This window comes from Peribacillus sp. Aquil_B1 (genome assembly GCF_022603275.1).
Classification (GTDB): Bacteria; Bacillota; Bacilli; order Bacillales; family DSM-1321; genus Peribacillus.
Genome location: NZ_JAKXEE010000001.1, coordinates 878,482 through 899,267 on the forward strand (window position 1 = coordinate 878,482; position 20,786 = coordinate 899,267).

The window sequence follows — 20,786 nt, forward strand, 5'->3', positions numbered from 1 at the left end:
TCACCATCCTAACTAAAAAAGCTAGAACATCAAATAATCCTTTATTTTGATATATCATCCATATTCCATATGTTCAAATCCCATAAATAGCAGATACTTTTTTAAAATTAATGATGTATATTTAGAGTTAGGATTATAATTTTAAAACTTCTTCTATACGGATCCATCCTAAGTTATTTTGGGCGGCTTTTTCTTCTATATTTCTAAAATTCCGGTGTATAGCATTTGTAATTTGATCGATATTTTGTACCTCGTTACGAATTATTGCATGTGCTGCATTCTTGAATTCAATATATTTTGGATTATGTAAATCTTCGATAGCTGAAAATTTAGAGTCTCTTCTTTTTAATTGTGCCTCTTTTTCATTCAGATATGATTCACTTAAGACAATCGGTAAAATGATTTTCCCATGTTTTTTAGCATAGCTAAATTCCCAGTGAGTATAACTCACTTCTTGGCCAGGAATGAGGGACCCATACCTTCCACCCAATATTAAAACATAAACATCTGATTGATCAATCCACTTTGAAATTGTTTCTTGTTGTGCTTCTCCAGCTTTAAATATTTCCATTCCACAAGGGATGTGTTCTGCATCCAATATGGCATTAACGGCAGATTGTCGTTCTTCTCGTAGGTCAATGAAAGTTGATGAAACAAATACTTGTAACTTTCGACGTACACCAAGTATTGGGTTGCTATCCGAATTTGCATCTCCTGAAATAGAAGTATTATAGTCTCGGTTTTTAATTGAATATTTTACTCTATATAAAGGATATCCAGCAATATCTCCTACTACTCTAAGTTCAAATCCACTTTTACGTAAGTGTAGATTGATGTTTTCAGCATAGATTTGTTGTTCCATTTCTGAATCTCTGATTTCAGGATGGACAATAACTTCGATAAATTGGGCAAACAATTTATCTGTTATATTCAGAATATCTAATCGTTCTAAGAACAAATAATCTTCTTCCCAGTCATTGTTACTAATCATATGTTGCCAAATATCATCTTTTGCATTATTAAATCTATGATCTGTGGATTCCATTTTTTCTAAAGGCCAAATTCTTTTTAAAAAATCAATAAGGTTTTCGTTTCCCATAAAAGGCCTTTCTAACATTTCTTTCATAATTTTTTTTCTTGTCAGTCGATGAATTTTTTGTTCTGCCATAATTTAGTTACCGACCCCTTCTTTAAAAGATAAATATATATTGATTTAATATTACTGAATTTACTTCTAAAATGGAATTACAATCTTAGTACTATGAGGTCGGACAGCCATACGTCGCTATAAGTATCTATTTATTAGAACCTATTTCCGCTGGCTAATCCTTTTCTAATTAGGGCAATCTTTTTAAAATGAATAAGGCAATAGTTCAGAAAGAAGGCCACCAATTTAGTGGCCTTCTTTTCTATAATAAGGTTTTGTACTAAATAATTAAGTTAATGAAAATGAGGGTCATAACTAAAGACTAATAAAGTGTCGGATTCCGAATTAAACAACTTTAGAGAGTCATGCTAATAGCACGCTGTAACCTTTTAAAATTAAATTAACTTTCTACACTTCTTTCTGATCGTACATTCATTTCGCTTTGATGAGTGTATTCCCGACTAAATTTAAGTTTTTTTATTTTTTTTAATTTAATCAGAAAATTTAAGTATACTTCTGTGAAAGGGGTGATGTTAATGAATAATTTGTTAATCAATAAAGATGATTTCCTAAAAGAGATTATGATTGAGGATGTTTATATACTTAAATGGAAAATACCAAATTCTGTTCTCTTGAAAAAAAGGCTATATGGTGTGGCAAGAAAAGAAATAGAAATCGATACAGTTTATATGAACTTTAGTATCCGTGGTGCAGCATATACTTTTTACACTCATAGCTATGTGTTTCAAAAAGGCCTTTGGTTTGAACCTGGACTGTTGATGGGTTACCTTAAATACAAAAAAAATATAGAAAGGTCATTAGATGAAAGACACTTAGAAAGCTTGAATAAATGTCCTCTTACTGGAGAGGAATATATTCCATTAAAAAACGTAACAAGAATACCTTTATATCATCAAACAGATTATAAATCAGCTTTTAAGCACAGTTCTAGTGCTTTTGTAGAAGAGTATTATAACAAGGAGGGTGAATACTTAGATGAAGAATTTTTCTTTTCAATATTAAGTTCGCGTGGATTTGATATAGAAGAGGTGCGTTTGATGAACTGTAATGAATAGCAATAACGCAAAAACTCGTCAATTTAGACGAGTTTTTTTATTTTTATATTCTCTAATTTTTTTACTTTTATCAAAGTATCTCTTCTCTGTTTCGTTGTAATTTTCACTCAATATAATCTATCAGTTTTAGCTAGGGTAAAGGGACTTAATCTGTGATGCCTTTATATTTAACCAGTAAATCATTAGATAAGAATCTCCATAGAATCTGCATATTTATCAATAATGACATTTAATTGAATGAGTACCCATAAAATAATAAAAAAATAAAATTGAACAGGAAAGGAAGATCTTTTTGTGAAAAAGAGGGTGAAAATAAGTCCTGTATTTTTCCTTTTAATGCTCATGGTACCTACTTTATATCTAGAATCGTCTTATTTGGATTCTTTGTATAATACTGAACCCCTTTTTATTGGACAAGAAAGTGTAAATGAAAGTGAACCAGCTATGGCTGAATCTGAAGAACAAAAGGAAGAACCATTACTCTTTGAATTAGATGAAAGGCTTATTAATAAAAAAGTCATTGATGGTTATCTTGTAGAAACTTATCGTGAATATGAACTCTACAAAGATAAGAGTGGAAAGGTTATAAAAGTTAATCCAACATCAAACTACAATTATATTCGTTATAAAATATACAATTAATTCCCTTGTAATGATTCGATAAATGACCCTAGAGTTGTCATTTGGATGTCCGGAAAGAAGCACTCTAAGGAAATAGGACTGAGAAGGAATAAAGGGTTTATCTTTGGTATTGGGAGTAGGTGATGAGGCAGATATATATAATTTATTGGAAGATTTCCATTGAACAAAATAAAAGATTCTAGATTACCCATTTATAATTAATTGGGGAAAAGGAGTGATTATATGAACAATAGAAAAAGATATATAACTACTCCCATCAGGTGCATGGCAATGGTACTTGTTGGAATGATACTAACTTTTTCATTAGTAGCTTTTCTCGTCACATCCCCATTAAATTTCACTTCCAGAACTGTAAATGGCATAATTGGCAACTCTGCTATAGATCAAGTATTAATATTGGCATTAAACAGTGAGAATCATTACTTTTATCAAAAGCAAAGTATGAATTCACCATCCCTCATGAAATTATCTTTTGAATCCATGACAAATTTTAAAATAAATGACACTCGCACATTGCTTGGCCGGGAATTACCAGGCTTATCGATCTATAACACGGAAATCGCTGTGGCGGGGAAAGGAACCAATATAACAAATTTGCCGGTTGAATCAGGGCCACCATTAGATATTTATCTTAAAGATAGAGAAATTGCCGAAGAGAATTTAAAACAACCAGAAGAGGATGGAAAACATGAAGATGCAATAAATCCAAAGGAAAAATCCGTATATATTTATCATTCACATAGTTGGGAGGCTTTTCTCCCCTTTATAAAAGGGGCAACAACACCGAATGAAGCTGTTAGTTCTGATCAAAGGGCCAATGTCATTGCTGTCGGCGATTTATTAAGCCATGAACTAATCAACAAAGGGATAGGGGTAGAGCACAATACAGAAAACATGGCTGCGAATTTAAAAAGTCAAAAATTGGACTACAGAAGCTCATACAATTTAACTCGCAAAGACGTTCAGGAAGCAATGGGATCTAACGATAAATTAAAAATACTGATTGATATCCATAGAGATTCACAACGTAAAGCAGTCACAACAACTACTATTCAAGGTAAAGAGTATGCAAGGCTGTTTTTCATTGTTGGAAAAGAGCATAAAAATTACGAGAAAAATTTAGAATACGCAAAAGAAATCAACAAAAAATTTGAGGAAAAATATCCTGGACTCAGTCGTGGTGTTTTCATAAAAGGGAAAGACGAGGGTAATGGGATATACAACCAAGATATTTCCGATAAAGCTTTATTGGTTGAATTTGGTGGTGTTGATAACAATTTAACTGAACTTTCCAATACCATTAAAGCATTTGCGGAGGTTTTTAGTGATAAATATTGGGAAGCGGAGGAAGTGAATGGATAAGATAATGAAACGTTCCCATATTATTTTGATGTTAACATTTGCTATTACGTTATGGATGTATAATTTTTTTGGTTTATCTAGCTTTGTCATAGCTTGTTTTGGTACTGGCATGACCATAGCGACAGTAAATTTGGTTTCCGAGGAGATATCACGAAAATAAAAAAAATTTATGGCTTCTGGAGGTATTGAAAAGGGATATTTTTATCGGAATATTCAAAAGATAGAAAGCTTACTATATATAAACTCTTTGGAATTACAAAATACATTCCGTAATATTACTTTACTCGAATAATCTTTAGTTAGTACCATCTCCAAAAATTCTACACATGTTCATGACAAGATATCTACTTAATTATCCGAGGAGGGATATTGTGTTTAAAAGGTTAAGGGTAACATTGAGCTTATCCATTATTTTAGCGACATTTCTTGCATTAGGGGCCTGTACAAATAATGACGAAGAGAAGAACGGCAAGGGCCAGAAGATGGAAGATATGAATAATATGGATCATGAAAATATGGATATGGATGAAGATAAAAAGTAATTAAAGATTGAGGGTTGAAGGTAATTAGGTAGTCCAATTTCAAAAACTATAAAAGCATGAAGAGACAGTCCATTTTATTAGACTTATCTTCATGCTTTTTTTTGTATCCTTTTGGAGAAATACTAAAAAAATGTGTGAATGGATTTCACATCTAAATAAACATGGATAAATTTTATGTCTCCTTACAATTCGTGTGTATATGGCAATTAACCAGACAAATTCTTTCATTTTATATTACAATACACAAACTATTGTTAATACTATATTACAAAAGTTAGTTCTCCACAATTTCTTCATATTTTTGCTCTAACATAAACGGTGATTTAGCTTGCTAATTAAATAAGGAGTAGAAATTTTATGATTATAAAGGACGCAATAAGAGAATTATGTATACTTTCTGATAAGAAAACAGTGCTGCTCATTACCAATAGATTACATGGAGTTATGAAGAAAATATTGTTTTTTTGTTTGATTACCATAACATTGAATACCTCTTTTTATTCTAAGGTGTTAGCAGCGGATTCCAAAAATTCACCTCATGTTAAAAGTGAAGCAGTTATTTTAATGGAAGAAAAAACGGGACGAGTCCTTTATGAAAAGAATGCGGACTTGAACATGTACCCAGCAAGCCTAACCAAGGTGGCAACGGCCATCTATGCAATAGAAAAGGGGAATCTAGACGATATCGTCTCAGTTAGTAAAAATGCTAGGTATGTGGATGGAACAAGGGTTTATTTAGAAGAAGGTGAAAAGGTGCCATTGAAAAAACTGGTACAGGGTTTACTTATTAACTCTGGAAATGATGCAGGTGTGGCCATTGCAGAGCACATGGATAATTCAGAAAAGGCATTTGCAACAAACTTGAACAAATATATACGGGGAATTGGACTGCAAGATACTAACTTTGAAAATCCACATGGTTTATTTAATCCCGAACATACAACCACTGCACGTGATCTAGCAAAGATTACACAATACGCCATGAAAAATGAAGAATTTCGTGAAATCTTTGGAACGAAAGAGCTGAAGTGGAAAGGAGCGGCTTGGGAGACCACTATTTTTAATCACCATAAATTAATGAGAGAACGACCATATGAAGGGGTAACAGGAGGTAAGACAGGCTACGTCGACCAGTCTGGCCAAACTTTAATTACTACAGCTACGAGAGAAGGGATGTCGGTAATTGCTGTAATATTGAAAGGGCAGACACAAACTGTGGCCTATAACGATACAATCGAGCTTTTAGACTATGCCTTTACAGGTTTTAAAGTTATCGATATCCCTAAGGGGAAAGAATTTAAGACTAATAACAATACGTTCGTTACTGAGGCTGATAAATTCTTTCCTATATCAAAAAATGAAAAAGTCAGAGAAGACATAACGGATGCGGGGGTTCTTGAAATCAGGAATCAAGACCAGGCTCTTATTGCTTCCTTTCAGTTAATTAAAGCAAAAAAGCCTGAAACGATTGAAAGCAGGCAAAAAGAAAAACAAGTTGAAGGTTTAGATCCAGTAAAATATTCTTATTATCATATTGCTTTTTTAATTTTAGGTATTTCTATACTTTGCTTCTTCTTCTTCAGATTTAGAAGAAACAAAAGGCGTTTCAAAAAATACCGTTAGAAATTTTTTCACTGTGGTTACTCCAATACATTATTTAATAAAGAAAGGTTCAGATCAGATGAAAGTTGTTTATTTGTACTAATTTAACAATCTCCACAATTTCTCCACATTTTTTTTTTATAATAACTCGATAAGGTAAGAGAGGTTATTCGATCAACAGTTTCTTACAGCCCGTGAAGGTTCTTTCGCTGATTTGGAGTTAACACCTTAAAAATTTTCTCATTTCAATTAGGGACTGATAGTGTTGAGTAATAATGTTATAATCAAGGAATTTTTAAAAATTAATTTGAACGGACAACTATATATTCCAAAAGCCATTCGGAATTTCCTGCCATTCAAGGAAGGTGAAATGGTTTCTGTTTATCAACAAGGTAGCGATATAATTATCGAAAAGAGTCTGGAAGAAAATATTTATAATAAGTGTGTCTTTCACTATGGTGGAATTACCATCCCTGCTGAAATCAGGAAACTTCAGAAGTTAGACCACAAAAGCATACTTGCAATAGAGCTTTCAATTGATGGGGAAAAGCTAATACTCCGAAAAAGTGCGTAAACGTTCTCACTAATTCTCCTATAAGGCTGATTGAATCGAACATGATTTTCAGAGGTGAAATTATGTTCTATTTGACTGTGAAAGAATTGAAAATAAGATCTAACTACGAAGAAAGCAGGGATATAATGAAAATTATATTATCTAAAATAAAAAATGGTCTTCGAGCGCAACTAGGTTTCTTCCTTTTTGCGGTCGTTCTCCTTTGGATTAAAACCTATTTTGTATATAAAGTGGAATTCGATTTAGGGATTAATAACAACATGCAAGAGATTCTTTTATTCATAAATCCAATAAGTTCAGCTATTTTGTTTCTTGGCCCAGCACTTTTTGCTAAAGGAAAAAAGACATTAATTTGGACGATTCTAATTCACATGCTACTATCGTTTATTTTATATGCCAATATTTTATATTATCGGTTCTTTACGGATTTCGTTACACTTCCGACGCTTTTACAAACGAAAAATGCTGGCGACTTAGGGCAAAGTATTACTGCGTTATTAAGGCCTTATGATCCTTTATATTTTTTAGATATGATTCTATTGATAATATTGGTAGCTACTAAGTTTGTTAGACCACTTTCCGTACGCATGTCTATGCGAAGAATAGCGACTGTTTTTGTTGCAGGTCTTATAGTATTGAGTACCAATCTTGTTCTCGCTGAAATCGATCGCCCACAATTATTGACGAGAGGGTTTGACCGTAATTATATTGTGAAGTATTTGGGGATGTTTAATTACCATATTTATGATGCTGTCCAAAGTGGAAAATCAACTACTCAGCGTGCAATAGCCAATAGTAGTGATATGACCGAAGTTGTTAACTATACTAAAGCTACTAAGGTAGAACCGAACCCAGATTACTTTGGCAAGGCGGAGGGTAAGAATGTCATCTATGTGCATTTAGAATCCCTGCAGAATTTTGTAATAAATTATAAGTTAAACGGACAGGAGGTTACTCCCTTTTTAAATTCTCTTGTCAATGAGAAAAACACGATGTATTTCAATAACTTTTTTCATGAAACTGGTCAGGGGAAGTCATCTGATGCAGAGTTTATGCTAGAGAATTCATTATTTGGCTTACCACAGGGATCTGCTTATACAACAAAAGGGCAAAATACTTATCAGGCTGCACCGGCCATTTTGGGACAACAAGGATATACCTCAGCTGTATTTCATGGGAATTATAAAACATTCTGGAACCGTGATGAAATTTATAAACAGTTCGGGTATGATAAGTTCTTTGATGCTAGTTATTATAATATGAAGCAAGCTGATGTGTTAAACTACGGCCTAAAAGATAAGCCTTTCTTTGAAGAGTCTAAGCCAATGCTCAATTCTTTAAAACAACCTTTCTATGCCAAGTTTATTACACTATCAAACCATTTCCCTTTTCCTATAGATCAAAACGAGGCAACGATTGAGAAACACACAACAGGTGATACATCCGTCGACAACTATTTTCAGACGGCTCGTTATTTGGACGAATCCCTCAAACAGTTCTTTGATTATTTGAAGGAGAGCGGATTATATGAGAACTCTGTCATAGTTATGTATGGAGATCATTATGGTATTTCAGATAATCATAAGCCAGCTCTTGCTAAAGTGATGGGTAAGGAAGTTAACCAGTTTGAGTATACGCAGTTACAACGTGTGCCGTTATTCATCCGTGTACCAGGTGTAGAAGGGGGAACGATGAATCAATATGGTGGTCAAATTGATGTGCTTCCGACACTTCTTCACTTATTGGGTGTGAATACAGATGACTTCATTCAATTTGGATCAGATTTATTAGCTAGTGATCGAACCCAATTAGTACCTTTCCGTAATGGTGATTTTATAACACCAAAAGTCACCAAGATTGATGATAAATACTATGAAACATCAACTGGGAAAGTAGTGGACAAAAATAAAGAAATCGATGTTTTTGAAAAGTTGGTCCAGAAGAGACTCCAATTATCAGATAAAGTCGTATACGGAGACCTTTTACGCTTTTATACTCCGAAAGGATTTAAGCCTGTAAATCCATCCGATTACGATTATAGAAATACAATCGAGAAACAACAGGATTCAAAGAAAGAAAGTGAATAGAAGGACTATGTATTAAAAAGTTAATTCATCATTGTGATACAGTGATGAATTAACTTTTTTCTTAGTAGAAAGACTCTGAATAGGAGAAGCAAATTCCAAAAATAAAATCTATACGGCCTTTTCGGAAGGGATTGTTTTCACAATTCTAAGACTTTTATATTTATCATTAAATATTTTCATTTTTTCCATTAAATCTGCAAACTTTTTAGGTAAGATAGAAAAAATCCAAATGAAAAATTAGTAGAGGTGAGGCAGAAACAAACTAAATGATTCATGAATATTCTTTTATAGTACAACTCTTTTTATATCATATAACATTTGTCCTTAAGCTTTTCTTAATAGTGTGAAAAATGGGATCTTTGAACGTGATTAGAGCATGTTATTGTCTTTAAGGGAATCATTGGGATACGGACGGGGTGAAGTTAATGGCTAAAAAAAAGCGGCTTATTATGAGAACGGTTATCCTTATAGGGTTGTCAGCAGCAGTGATATACGCTTTATATACCAATCTTAACAGAGATAAAATGAATTCAATCGAAATAAACTCAAAAGCGCCAGATTTTATCCTTACAGACATGGAGGGCAATAAACATAAGCTTTCTGAGTACAAAGGGCAAGGTGTCTTTCTTAACTTTTGGGGTACATGGTGTAAACCATGTGAAACAGAGATGCCATTCATGGATAACCAATACCAGGATTACAAAGAAAAGGGGGTCCAAATCTTGGCCGTGAATGTAGGAGAATCTGATTATGCAGTAAAGACCTTCGCTGATAAGTATAAACTTTCATTTCCCATTCTAAATGATAAAGGAGGAGAGGTTCAATCGGCGTATAAGGTAAATCCGTTGCCCGTTACCTTCTTAATAGATAAGGATGGAAAAGTTATTGATGAAATTACAGGGGGATTAACAGAAGAAGATATTAAAACGCTTATGGAGAGAGTTAAACCATAGTTTAATATTAGTTATAAATAAAATAAGACTGTCGATAAAATACAAATTGTTTTTCGTCTTTTATGGACAGTCCCATTTATGGGTTGAAATTTTGATTGTAAAATGCACACTTTTAAACTATATTTAATATTGCAAATTATAAAACGTAATCATTACTATTTATAAATATTTAAGGAGGATTTATGAAAAAGGTATATATTCTTGCTTTTCTTTTTCTACTTATTATTCTGGGAGGTTGCAGCCAATCTCCTTCGGAGAAAGTAAATAAGCAAAAGGATGAAAACATCGAAATTTTCACAACGATTTTCCCACTTCAAGACTTTTCTGAAAAAATAGGCGGTAAATATGTAACCGTTGAAAATATTGTGCCATCGGGTTCAGATGCCCATTCGTTTGAACCTACCACAAAGACAATGGTGAAAATTGCTGAAGGGGATGCTTTTATTTATTTGGGAACTGGAATTGAAGGTTTTAGTAATGCTGTTATTGATGCCGTAAAAAATGAAGAGACAAGAATAGTAAGAGGATCAAAAGGGATAAGCTTAATTAAAACAGAGGAACAAGGAGAAGAACCTGATGAACATGAAGGAGAGGAATCAGGGGATATTGATCCCCATGTATGGTTGGACCCTTCAAGATCTATTGTCATAGCAGAGAATATTAAAAATGCATTAGTAGAAATGAAGCCTGACAAAAAAGAGTATTTTGAACAAAACTATATGGCATTAAAGAAAGAACTGGAAAGTGTAAATTCTTCATTTAAAGAAATGGTGGATAAATCGCCAAGGAAGGCGTTTATAGTTGCCCATTCTGCGTATGGCTACTGGGAGGATGCTTATGGCCTTAAGCAAATAGGAATCAGCGGTCTTTCCCCAAGCAGTGAACCCTCCCAAAAGCAACTTGAGGAAATCATTATGAAGGCTGAAGAGGAAAATATCCAATATATCCTATTTGAACAAAATGCGGAAAATCAGGTGGCAAAAGTAATTGAACGTGAAATTGGTGCAAAAACGCTGACACTCCATAATTTAGAAGCATTAACCCCAGAGGATGTTCAAAATAAGGAAGATTACGTCTCACTAATGCAAAAGAATATTGAAACATTAAGGCAGGTATTACAATAAAAAGACTTGAAAAGCAAAAAAAATGCGATCTAAAAGCGGATCGCATTTTTTTATGGAAATTAAAGTATACTCTGATTATTCTGGCTTGTTATTAGCAGCTGGATCTGGTGTGAAGTCAGGTTCAAAACCTTTATATTTAACCATGTTCATCATACCGGCTGAGGCATGGTGTAAATCATGACAGTGGAACATCCAATTACCAGGATTGTCTGCTTTAAAGGCAACCACATATTCATCACCAGGTTTTAAATTAACGGTGTCTTTATAGATGGGTGAACCTTCAACTGGCTTCCCATTTTCACTTAAAATTTGGAAGAAGTGACCATGCAAATGCATGGGGTGATCATCAGATTCAGAATTATTTACCAATTTCACTTTGACGAGATCATCCTCACTAACCTCCAAGTTTTCTGAAGCAGGAAACGTCTTTCCATTGATTGTATAGGCCATTTTATTATCTTTCATTTGCGTATTCAAATCCATCGTATATTCTACATCATATTTTTGGTCCAAAGTAAATTCAGTTTCTGTTCTTTCTCCATAGGCAGTGAAATTGAAGACAGGAAGTTCTTCTTTTTCATTCGGCTTATCGTTTGATTCGTTGCTTCCATCGTATTGAATGACTGTTTTCATACCAGTCGTACCATCCATCTCTCCATGACACTCTAGGTACCATTGACCCGGATTGTCAGCAACAAACTCAATGTCATAACGTTCCCCTGGTGCGATAGGGAGTAATTGATCCTTTATTTCTTGAGGCTCATTTAATTCTTGGCCATCTATGGCAACCACTTTGAAGTTATGTCCATGTAAATGAATTTTATGAGACATATATCCGATATTAGCTAATCGTAATCGAACTTTCTCACCCTCTTTTACGGTTAGAGGCTTAACATCCTTTCCGCTTTTACCATTGATGGTGAAGATGTCATAATTGCTCATATCGTGTGCCATACTTTCGCCATCTTCAGTTCCTTTATCCTGGTCCTTATCTGATTCAGAATCGCTATCTTCCATCCCGCTCATGTTTGAATGATCCATACCTTCCATATCGTCCATGCCTTCCATATCCATTCCCTCTTCAGGGTTACTCATCCACTCATCCAGCATAAGGGAATAATCACGATCATAAGATACATCTTTCGGTTCAATAATTAATGAGCCGTAAAGTCCTTTATCCACTTGATTAACTCCGTCCTGGTGAGTGTGATACATATAGGTACCTGGAACTGAAGCATTAAATTTATATGTGAAGGACTCACCAGGCTGAACAGCATTCTGGGTTACTCCTGGAATACCATCCATATTATTAGGAAGAGGAATTCCGTGCCAGTGAATGCTGACAGGGTCGGGAAGCTCATTTTTTAAGTTTATTTTTAGGTCTTCGCCCTCTTTTACCCGAATTTGGGAACCTGGGACTGAACCATTAAATGTCCAAGCAGTAACATTTACTGTTTCATTTAATTGGTGATTTGCTTCTTTTGCAACGATGTTGAATGTTTTACCGGTTAGAATCTCTGTATTTGATGTTTCAGGAAGTTTTTTATCTTTTTGTTCCTTGTTTGTATCTTTCTCTTCCATGTTGCTATGATCCATGTTGCCCATATTTCCAGCTGATGAGCATGCGGTTAAAAGTAATATAACAAAAGTAAGAAATCCAATGATTTTTATGTTCATTTTATATACCTCCTCCATTCATTTTTAATCTTATAATATAAACTTGCAGAAACTATGAATTTAGTTTGTAGGATTTAAGGATTTTACAAATTGTTTTAGGAAAAACAAATAATAAATGGTCACACTAAATAACAACAGATTCCTTACGGTAAAGTTGATAAGGAAATTGACACTTTTGAACTTATAGCTATACTCTTTCCTTAGGCGAACATTTAATGGTAACTGCATAAACTAGCTGTAAAACAATTGGGGAATAAAGACGAAAAAGGGGCTACTTAGCCTCGGGGTTTAAAAATTTTATTTCTGAAATTTAGTTGGAAAGAGCTGAACTTAAGTGGTTGATTTTTTCTCAACTTTAAATCCGGTGACCCAGGCATTAATTGGAACCCTATTTACATGGGGCATGACGGCACTTGGTGCTGCTTTAGTATTCACGACAAAAACAATGAACCTTAAGCTATTTGATGGGATGTTAGGTTTCGCTGGTGGTGTTATGATTGCAGCAAGCTTTTGGTCGTTACTATCACCGGCCCTTTCAATGGCAGAGAGTGGTCCTTTACCAGTGTGGTTACCTGCTGCAATAGGATTTTTAATGGGTGGCGTATTTCTATGGGGAGTGGATAAAATTGTTCCTCACTTGCATCCTAATTCATCATTGGAAGATGCAGAGGGATTACATCCCAAGAGAAAGCGACGGAGCACTCTACTTGTGTTGGCCATTACATTACACAACATACCAGAAGGTCTTGCGGTGGGGGTTGCATTCGGAGCTGTAGCAGCAGGCTTTCCGTCTGCTTCTTTGTCTGGTGCCATTGCTTTAGCGATTGGGATAGGTATTCAAAATTTTCCAGAAGGTGTTGCTGTTTCAATGCCTTTGCGAAGAGAGGGAATGTCTCGTCGAAAAAGCTTTTTATATGGGCAGTTCTCGGGAATGGTTGAACCTATTGCCGCTGTGATTGGAGTTTTAGCAGTTACTCTAATTGAACCACTTCTCCCTTTTGCACTAAGTTTTGCGGCTGGAGCCATGATTTTTGTAGTCGTTGAAGAGGTTATTCCTGGCTCCCAAGAGAACGGAAATAAAGATTTCGCATCTATGTGCTTAATGATAGGGTTTACAATAATGATGATATTGGATGTAGCCCTTGGGTAAATGAAACAATCGATCGGTAATTCCTGTCAAGAGATAGCCCATAGTTAAAAAACAGGGTTTATTAAGTTATACACAAAGGTTAAAGTAGAAGTAATACCATTTAAATAAATGGGTATTGGGATTATCCCTGCTCGACGTGACCAATACACCCTATTATCCAATTTTGTGAGTTAACAAATTATTCGGAAAAAAGCCGCATTTCATTAGAAATGCGTCTTTTTATTTTAGGCTAACACTATTCAGGTAAGCAGGTTATCCCAGACTAATACAATTACCTGAAAGGAAAAGGATAATCAGCATGATCAATCTTTTTAACTTTAAATATTCTCGATTGTGGAGGAACAACCAATGTTTTTCCTACTTAGCTTTATAAATTGTTCCATACAAAAATGAATTATTCACACAGGTAATTATGGCTTACTTTAGTTTTTTTCATAAATTCTGCAAATTTAACGTGTAAAATAACCTCAAGAATTAATAATAAGAAATGGGGGATGTAAGATGGGTTGCTGCAGCAAACGAAAAACCAGGAAAAAGGAAAGGATTCCACCTGTGTTTTTTTTTATTATATGGTCCGTATTTATTATTTTGATAGCCTACTTTACTAATGCAATTTAGAATGTTTCTGACACTGTCAAGGAGAGTCCAGGATGGACAATAAAAAAATTCTTATCTTTTTAGCTATGAGATCTGGAGGTAGTATTGTGAAGAAATTACTAAGCGGTATATTATTATTTGCTTTATTATGGACTTTTGTCACTACAATTAATAAGGAAAATAGCCTAACCACTTCCGCAGAAAATTTAAATAAGATGGAAGAGGCTCCCCAAGTAAATTTCAAGAGGCCTAGTTTTACACTAAAGGCGTTAGATGGAAATAAATACTCAACGTCTGATGTATCAAAACCTTTAGTGATTAATTTTTGGGCCTCATGGTGTGGCCCATGTAAAATAGAAGCGCCGGAGTTAGTAAAATTAAACGAAAGATACGGGGAAAAGGTACAAATGTATGCTGTTAACATCACATCAGGTGACTCTATAGATGGTGCTCGGACTTTTGCTGAATCCTATGGATTTAAATTTCCAGTCTTACTTGATGTTGATGATGCCGTGTCTAAAAAGTATCATATCCAAGCTATTCCAACTACCTTTTTTATCAATAAAGATGGAATTATTGTTGATCAAATTATGGGTTTTGCTGGAGAAAAAATATTTGAGGAAAAATTTCAAAGATTAGTCGAAAATGAGGTTAAATAAATGGATGACGTCATAAATGTAGGGCCCTTTCTATTGCAATATAAACTGCTTATAATCATCGTTAGCGGAATAGTCGGTTATCTTATAATAGACTTTCGATTTAGGTACTTAAAAAATCCCTTTAGGAAACAAGTGACAGACATATTTTCTGGGGCAGCATTTTTACTTTTATTCACTTGGAAATTTGGTCCTGTTCTCTTCCATCCAACAGAAGTATTTCAAAACCCATCTCTAATTTTGTATACAAATGGCAACGATAAGTCATTTATATTAGGTGGTATATTAACAATTCTGTACTTATACATCAAGTCGAGAAAAATGATGATTGCATTAATGGAGCTTTTTGATCAATTACTTATCGGTATTTTATCCTCTTTATTTCTATACAATCTTTTCAATCCCATCTATGGATACTCAACGAATCTTCCTTGGGGGGTATCTATGGCTGATTCATCCATTAAATATCATCCCATAAATCTGTATTTCGCAATTGTATTTGGGATATTCTTATTTATTGCTTTTAAAACGGATCTTAAAAAAAGTCATGGGGAGCTTTCTAGGAAAATGGCCATTATTCTTGGGGTTTGTGGAATGTTTTTTTCTTTCCTTTCTCCTCAAGAAATTATAAGTTTACAATTATCCTTATTGCAATGGATATCCATACTATTAATAATCGTAGGTATTGTTAATAAGACAGAAAAAGAAATAGTACTTACAATCTCAGAGGATAAAGCACCCTGAAAAAATAAACTTGAATATTATTCGTATAGTTTATGCTTATCTAACTTTATCGTTGACCAATGACCCTTATGTCTTTATAAGGGTTTTTTGTTTGTAAAATGAACTGGGGAAATTAATGAAGGACTAATAAAGATATAAACTTCATAAATTCTGCACATCTAAGCATTATAATAAATTATTAATCCAAATGAGGAAATAAATACAAGAAAGGGGATCAATCATCTCATGACAGATGTGAATATATTTTTAGCGTTCGGTGCAGGATTTTTATCTTTCATTTCTCCTTGTTGCCTGCCCCTATATCCTGCATTTTTATCCTATATAACAGGAGTTTCTATGGATGAATTAAAGGGGAATAATGGAATCATGCAAAAGAGGGCAATTTTGCACACAATGTTTTTCCTTTTAGGATTTTCCGTAATCTTTCTAGCCTTAGGTTTATCTACCTCGCTTATAGGTAACCTTTTCCTTGAGTATCAAGATATTATCCGTCAATTAGGGGCCATCATTATTGTTTTCTTTGGACTAGTTGCGTGCGGTTTATTTCAACCTAAATTCTTAATGAAAGAGAAAAAGGTGAATTTTAAAAGTAAACCTACAGGTTTTTTTGGGTCCGGTCTTGTTGGTATGGGATTTGCCGCAGGATGGACACCCTGTACGGGTCCCATTCTAGCTGCTGTAATCGCAATGGGTGTTTCAAATCCAAATGCCAGTCTATTATATATGCTAATGTATACGTTAGGTTTTTCCATCCCATTTTTTATAATGGCTTTTTTTATAGGTAATTTAAAATGGATAAAAAAATACAATGTAAAGTTTATAAAGTTTGGTGGATACCTAATGATTTTTATGGGAATCTTTTTATATTTCGATTGGATGACTAAAATCATATCTTTTCTCACTGTCTACATATTTAGAGGTTTTACTGGATTCTAATATATCTAGTTTAATAGTTTGAATATATCGTAGCTTGTTATTGTCAATGATTATAGCGAGGTGATTTTTATGAAAATAAATTTAGTTACTTTACTATTTATCTTTAGTTTATTGATCTTATCAAGAAGTGCACATGGTCAGAATTTTAATTTATATAATAATGTAAATGATTTTTTAAAAGTGGCGAGTGAAAATCAAATAGAAATTAGGGAGTGGCGTGTTGTCTACGGGTCAATAATGGAAAATGTAGAGCAGGCTGATTTAAACAAGATGGTAACTACATTAATAAGGGATCAATCATTCTCCTGGTCGGAAGAAGGGAATGAAATCCACCATAAGACTATTACAGGTGTAAAAGGAAATGATCAAGAGGGAATTCAGATTACGATTTCCTTAATTAAGAATGGTGATTTATTTAATGTTAATCAAAGTTATCAAATTAAAGGGAAAAAATGGGTGAGTTTAAACAAAGGTAAGGCTTTCAATATACCGGCACAATTTAAAAAAGGTAATCCATATATTACTGTGGCTGGAAAAAAGGTTGGACAAGACATTAAGCAACTTGAAAGTAATATACTCGATTCCTTATCAGCTAGTTATGTGGAAGGGTTAAAAGAAAAAAATTTTATTTCCATTTCAGGACTCTCTAATAAATTTGATGACAACATTCAGACCAAAACTGGAGAGGTATTTAATGTTCAAATCGGTTTGAGAAAATCTGAAAATAAAGAGATTCAGATTACAATGGGTACACCAATAATAACGACTGAATATTAGGATTTAATGTTCTACAGGCTTGTCAATATTTTGGCAAGTTTTTTTGTCCCGCTTAGAATCATTCATAAAGTTTATTTGAGTTTAACTAAGTCTATTGCATAAAACGTCTATTAATGTTTAATAGTTCGTTAATAATAATGAAGTTTGCCGTATGATTTATAGGAATTCATAAATTCTGCAAAATTATTCTGTATACTAATAAAAATAAAAAAATCAGAATACAGGGGGACATACATTGAAAAACGAAAAACTGCCTCTTGACCCAATCGCATTAAGTTTGGGACCTATAGAGATTTACTGGTATGGACTAATTATCGCGGCAGCAGTTCTAATTGGCTTATTGCTGGCAATTAAAGAATCTGAAAAAAGAGGTCTTAATAAGGAAATATTTATGGACTTAATTCTTTACGCGGTCCCTATATCAATCGTTTCCGCTCGAATCTATTATGTCCTGTTTGAATGGTCTTATTATTCGAAGAATCCAGAACAGATTATTCAAATATGGAATGGCGGGATTGCTATTCATGGCGCCCTAATTGGAGCAGTATTAACAACATACTTTTTTTCAAGGGCAAAAAAGGTTTCTTTTTGGAAGATTGTTGATATAGCTGCACCTAGTCTTATCCTTAGCCAGGCGATCGGCCGATGGGGAAACTTTATGAATCAAGAGGCATTCGGAGGGAATGTAAGCAGAGGATCCTTAGAGAACTTTATGCTTCCGGATTTTATCATTAATCAAATGTATATAGATGGTGTCTATCATCATCCTACCTTTTTATATGAGTCACTATGGGATGTTGCAGGGTTTCTATTCTTACTTTTCTTAAGACGAACCCATATCCGTCATGGGGAAATATTTTTGTCTTATTTAATTTGGTATTCATTTGGAAGGTTTTTTATAGAAGGAATGCGTACAGACTCGCTTATGCTATTTGATGTAATCAGAATGGCACAACTCATGTCACTGGTACTAATTTTAGGTTCCGTTATCATTATGATAATTCGAAGGAGAAGGGGCTATGCCGCTAAAGAATATCAGGATTCCTGAATAGGAAACGATATAAAAGTGTAGAATTAATTGGCCTTGTCAAAGGGGAATATGTTTAAGCGAATTTAGATAAGTACATTAGAGAAGAGGCAGGATTTACGAATCTGCCTCTTTTTTAAATAAATAAAAAGCTTAAACGCCGGAACGCTTCCTCTTTATCAACCAATTAATCACCAAAATCAACAATGAAACTATAAATAAGGCAACTTTCCCTTCAGTTTCCCAGGATAACACTTCATTAACGGAGTATCCTTCTATTAGCATTGCCGGAATTTTTCCTATAGCACTAGCTAATGTAAAGTGAAGTATATTGATTTTACTTAAGGCTGCTCCGAGGTTGATCAATCCGGATGGCATAAAAGGTAAAAGCCGAAGAGATACAATTAATATAGCTGCCTCTTTCCCTTTTGACCTCATAAGTTTATTAAGATATTTTGAATTTGGAGGAACAGGATGTTTCACATATTGAATCCCTTTTCTATATAAGAGAAAACTTATGCCAGCACCCAAGCACTCACCAATATAGGAAATAAAAATCCCTTTTTCATATCCATAAAAAGTAATATTACTTGCTGTTAAAAAAAAACTGGGTATTACTCCGAATATACTTATAACAATATTCAGGAGAATACTCACCATAATAGAAAAAGATCCCGAAAGTGAAAACCAATATAAAACTAATTCATCCATGTTTGTACCCTTCCTAGTCATATTACATTTTATAACCCTAGACCAGTTAATCGAGACATTTTATTACAAATTGTGTACAGTACAGGGGCCAGTTGAAAGCATTGATAAAATTCTTTAGATCTTATTGGATGATTGAATAAATCCATCCCTGTACTTTTATTAGATACCTTAAAAAGAAATCATAAGTAATAAATGTGAAGAAAGTTTGCAGGCTTTATCAAGATTGTAAGGATTTTTACAATTCCTACAATAGTCTAAGCTATATCTGTATTTTATTAGTCTTTTTTTTTGTGGGTTTCAATAGGTATGTACAAACATACTTTTTAGGGAGGAATCCTCTTGTCTAATTCCCTGCTTTGGATATTAATCGTTTCAATAGGATTGTTGGTAGGCATCTTCATATTGTGTGCCATGTTGTACAAACAGATAAGACTTATGTCGGGTATGATGGTCTCTATGGCTACAGGAATGGTTAGTGGAATCGTTGGTGGTACCATCATTGCCGTATATCTTTCAGGAGATTTATTTCAATCTACGGTATGGGGAGTTCTTGTAGGATTATTTATTGGATTTATAATGGGTCTGCCCTTTGGATTATTAGCTGTATCAGATGGTGTATTGTCGGGTCTTATGGGAGGAATGATGGGAGCCATGCTTGGGGAAATGATCCCCCCTGAAAATATTGAACAGCTATTGAAGATATTATTTATTCTTTTTATCGGTGTCCATCTACTTATGATTTATCTTCTTTTGTCTGAAATGAGAGAAAAACAAACCAACATGATGGTTAAGCTAGTGAAAAACCCTTTATTTTCTGGTGGATTTTTGTTCTGCTCGATATATTTATTAAACTTTACAGGACCAATTATGGCAAAGGACATTGGAAACGAGCAGCATCAACACAACCAGGAAACTATACCAAAAGAAAACATGAGTAGCTCCTATGCCTTAGAGGTCAAGGCTCTCGATTTTAGTTATGAGCCACGAAATATATCCATTAACCAAGGGGAAGAGTACGAAATCACATTAAAAAATGTCGGAAAAGACGAGCATGATATAAGTATAGTTAGCCGTGATGGGTTTAATAAAAATAATGCAGAAGATTTTCATGAAGAAGGTAACTTTCATGTACATGCTAAAGCAGGAGAGTCTGCATCTGCAAAAATTGGCTCTTTGCCTGCGGGAAACTATATATTTTATTGTACGATTCCGGGTCATAAGGAAGCGGGAATGATTGGGGAAATTACTGTAATGTAACTAAACTAAAGGCTTCTTCTTTGAGGAGTAAAGTATATATTTATCTCATTTCAATTATGCATGCTTTTGTGAAAAAAGGAGTGGATTAAAAAGTACAAGGATAAATTTTCTCCCCGAAAAAATAACTGTTGCACTTCCATTAAGA

19 protein-coding genes are annotated in these 20,786 nt (G+C 34.0%); 16 read left to right on the forward strand and 3 right to left on the reverse strand.

The genetic code is table 11. From position 1 onward, the window contains the following. Window positions 1-133: 133 nt before the first annotated feature. Entirely contained in the window at window positions 134-1,168 is a 1,035-nt protein-coding gene (locus tag MPH60_RS04335) for a DUF4062 domain-containing protein (protein ID WP_241589910.1), read from the reverse strand. 515 nt (window positions 1,169-1,683) lie between these two features. Between MPH60_RS04335 and MPH60_RS04340 the strand changes: the two genes are divergently transcribed. The 9 genes from MPH60_RS04340 to MPH60_RS04380 all read left to right on the forward strand — a co-directional run bounded on the left by MPH60_RS04340 (window position 1,684) and on the right by MPH60_RS04380 (window position 11,109). Further along, window positions 1,684-2,223, forward strand: coding sequence for a hypothetical protein (locus tag MPH60_RS04340; protein WP_101222698.1), 540 nt, complete (start codon window positions 1,684-1,686; stop codon window positions 2,221-2,223). 294 nt (window positions 2,224-2,517) lie between these two features. Then, complete coding sequence (locus MPH60_RS04345) at window positions 2,518-2,865, forward strand: hypothetical protein (RefSeq protein ID WP_101222697.1); 348 nt, start codon at window positions 2,518-2,520, stop codon at window positions 2,863-2,865. A gap of 222 nt (window positions 2,866-3,087) precedes the next feature. After that, entirely contained in the window at window positions 3,088-4,227 is a 1,140-nt protein-coding gene (gene spoIIP, locus MPH60_RS04350) for a stage II sporulation protein P (protein WP_232782917.1), read from the forward strand. 371 nt (window positions 4,228-4,598) lie between these two features. Next, window positions 4,599-4,769: a hypothetical protein gene (locus tag MPH60_RS04355; RefSeq protein ID WP_157831007.1), complete on the forward strand. Its 171-nt coding sequence runs from the start codon at window positions 4,599-4,601 to the stop codon at window positions 4,767-4,769. A 357-nt stretch (window positions 4,770-5,126) separates the two neighbouring features. After that, window positions 5,127-6,392 (forward strand): D-alanyl-D-alanine carboxypeptidase family protein, encoded by a 1,266-nt coding sequence (locus tag MPH60_RS04360; RefSeq protein ID WP_336275388.1) that lies wholly within the window; start codon window positions 5,127-5,129, stop codon window positions 6,390-6,392. Between the two features lie 244 nt (window positions 6,393-6,636). Further along, window positions 6,637-6,945: an AbrB/MazE/SpoVT family DNA-binding domain-containing protein gene (locus MPH60_RS04365; RefSeq protein ID WP_157831006.1), complete on the forward strand. Its 309-nt coding sequence runs from the start codon at window positions 6,637-6,639 to the stop codon at window positions 6,943-6,945. 125 nt (window positions 6,946-7,070) lie between these two features. Next, the gene (locus MPH60_RS04370) at window positions 7,071-9,032 is read left to right on the forward strand and encodes an LTA synthase family protein (RefSeq protein WP_241589909.1); all 1,962 of its coding nucleotides are present in this window, start codon (window positions 7,071-7,073) and stop codon (window positions 9,030-9,032) included. Window positions 9,033-9,457: 425 nt separating this feature from the next. Continuing rightward, window positions 9,458-9,985, forward strand: a complete 528-nt coding sequence (gene resA, locus MPH60_RS04375; RefSeq protein WP_101222695.1) for a thiol-disulfide oxidoreductase ResA — start codon at window positions 9,458-9,460, stop codon at window positions 9,983-9,985. Between the two features lie 182 nt (window positions 9,986-10,167). Further along, window positions 10,168-11,109 (forward strand): metal ABC transporter solute-binding protein, Zn/Mn family, encoded by a 942-nt coding sequence (locus MPH60_RS04380; protein ID WP_241589908.1) that lies wholly within the window; start codon window positions 10,168-10,170, stop codon window positions 11,107-11,109. A 75-nt stretch (window positions 11,110-11,184) separates the two neighbouring features. On the opposite strand, the gene MPH60_RS04385 is transcribed toward MPH60_RS04380, so the two are convergent. Continuing rightward, window positions 11,185-12,786: a multicopper oxidase family protein gene (locus tag MPH60_RS04385; protein ID WP_101222693.1), complete on the reverse strand. Its 1,602-nt coding sequence runs from the start codon at window positions 12,784-12,786 to the stop codon at window positions 11,185-11,187. Between the two features lie 334 nt (window positions 12,787-13,120). On the opposite strand from MPH60_RS04385, the gene MPH60_RS04390 reads away from it, so the two are divergent. The 6 genes from MPH60_RS04390 (at window position 13,121) to lgt (ending at window position 18,694) form a co-directional block, all read left to right on the forward strand. Continuing rightward, window positions 13,121-13,936, forward strand: coding sequence for a ZIP family metal transporter (locus MPH60_RS04390; RefSeq protein ID WP_101222692.1), 816 nt, complete (start codon window positions 13,121-13,123; stop codon window positions 13,934-13,936). A 704-nt stretch (window positions 13,937-14,640) separates the two neighbouring features. Beyond that, on the forward strand, window positions 14,641-15,192 hold the full coding sequence (locus MPH60_RS04395; protein WP_101223477.1) for a TlpA family protein disulfide reductase: 552 nt from the start codon (window positions 14,641-14,643) through the stop codon (window positions 15,190-15,192). After that, on the forward strand, window positions 15,193-15,933 hold the full coding sequence (locus MPH60_RS04400) for a prolipoprotein diacylglyceryl transferase family protein (RefSeq protein WP_241589907.1): 741 nt from the start codon (window positions 15,193-15,195) through the stop codon (window positions 15,931-15,933). A 225-nt stretch (window positions 15,934-16,158) separates the two neighbouring features. Beyond that, complete coding sequence (locus tag MPH60_RS04405; RefSeq protein ID WP_241589906.1) at window positions 16,159-16,869, forward strand: cytochrome c biogenesis CcdA family protein; 711 nt, start codon at window positions 16,159-16,161, stop codon at window positions 16,867-16,869. Between the two features lie 69 nt (window positions 16,870-16,938). Beyond that, window positions 16,939-17,646: a YwmB family TATA-box binding protein gene (locus tag MPH60_RS04410; protein WP_241589905.1), complete on the forward strand. Its 708-nt coding sequence runs from the start codon at window positions 16,939-16,941 to the stop codon at window positions 17,644-17,646. A 235-nt stretch (window positions 17,647-17,881) separates the two neighbouring features. Continuing rightward, the gene (lgt, locus tag MPH60_RS04415; RefSeq protein ID WP_101222689.1) at window positions 17,882-18,694 is read left to right on the forward strand and encodes a prolipoprotein diacylglyceryl transferase; all 813 of its coding nucleotides are present in this window, start codon (window positions 17,882-17,884) and stop codon (window positions 18,692-18,694) included. 132 nt (window positions 18,695-18,826) lie between these two features. Here the strand turns inward: lgt and MPH60_RS04420 are convergent, their stop codons facing one another. After that, window positions 18,827-19,384: a TVP38/TMEM64 family protein gene (locus MPH60_RS04420; RefSeq protein ID WP_241589904.1), complete on the reverse strand. Its 558-nt coding sequence runs from the start codon at window positions 19,382-19,384 to the stop codon at window positions 18,827-18,829. Between the two features lie 339 nt (window positions 19,385-19,723). On the opposite strand from MPH60_RS04420, the gene MPH60_RS04425 reads away from it, so the two are divergent. Then, window positions 19,724-20,641: a plastocyanin/azurin family copper-binding protein gene (locus MPH60_RS04425; protein WP_101222687.1), complete on the forward strand. Its 918-nt coding sequence runs from the start codon at window positions 19,724-19,726 to the stop codon at window positions 20,639-20,641. Window positions 20,642-20,786: the final 145 nt, after the last annotated feature.

What these genes read in the sequence shown, in the direction of transcription:
- MPH60_RS04335 (WP_241589910.1), bottom strand. Translation starts at nt 1,168, where the DNA reads ATGGCAGAACAAAAAATTCATCGACTGACAAGAAAAAAAATTATGAAA.
- MPH60_RS04340 (WP_101222698.1), top strand. Translation starts at nt 1,684, where the DNA reads ATGAATAATTTGTTAATCAATAAAGATGATTTCCTAAAAGAGATTATG.
- spoIIP (WP_232782917.1), top strand. Translation starts at nt 3,088, where the DNA reads ATGAACAATAGAAAAAGATATATAACTACTCCCATCAGGTGCATGGCA.
- MPH60_RS04360 (WP_336275388.1), top strand. Translation starts at nt 5,127, where the DNA reads ATGATTATAAAGGACGCAATAAGAGAATTATGTATACTTTCTGATAAG.
- MPH60_RS04370 (WP_241589909.1), top strand. Translation starts at nt 7,071, where the DNA reads ATGAAAATTATATTATCTAAAATAAAAAATGGTCTTCGAGCGCAACTA.
- resA (WP_101222695.1), top strand. Translation starts at nt 9,458, where the DNA reads ATGGCTAAAAAAAAGCGGCTTATTATGAGAACGGTTATCCTTATAGGG.
- MPH60_RS04380 (WP_241589908.1), top strand. Translation starts at nt 10,168, where the DNA reads ATGAAAAAGGTATATATTCTTGCTTTTCTTTTTCTACTTATTATTCTG.
- MPH60_RS04385 (WP_101222693.1), bottom strand. Translation starts at nt 12,786, where the DNA reads ATGAACATAAAAATCATTGGATTTCTTACTTTTGTTATATTACTTTTA.
- MPH60_RS04400 (WP_241589907.1), top strand. Translation starts at nt 15,193, where the DNA reads ATGGATGACGTCATAAATGTAGGGCCCTTTCTATTGCAATATAAACTG.
- MPH60_RS04405 (WP_241589906.1), top strand. Translation starts at nt 16,159, where the DNA reads ATGACAGATGTGAATATATTTTTAGCGTTCGGTGCAGGATTTTTATCT.
- MPH60_RS04410 (WP_241589905.1), top strand. Translation starts at nt 16,939, where the DNA reads ATGAAAATAAATTTAGTTACTTTACTATTTATCTTTAGTTTATTGATC.
- MPH60_RS04420 (WP_241589904.1), bottom strand. Translation starts at nt 19,384, where the DNA reads ATGGATGAATTAGTTTTATATTGGTTTTCACTTTCGGGATCTTTTTCT.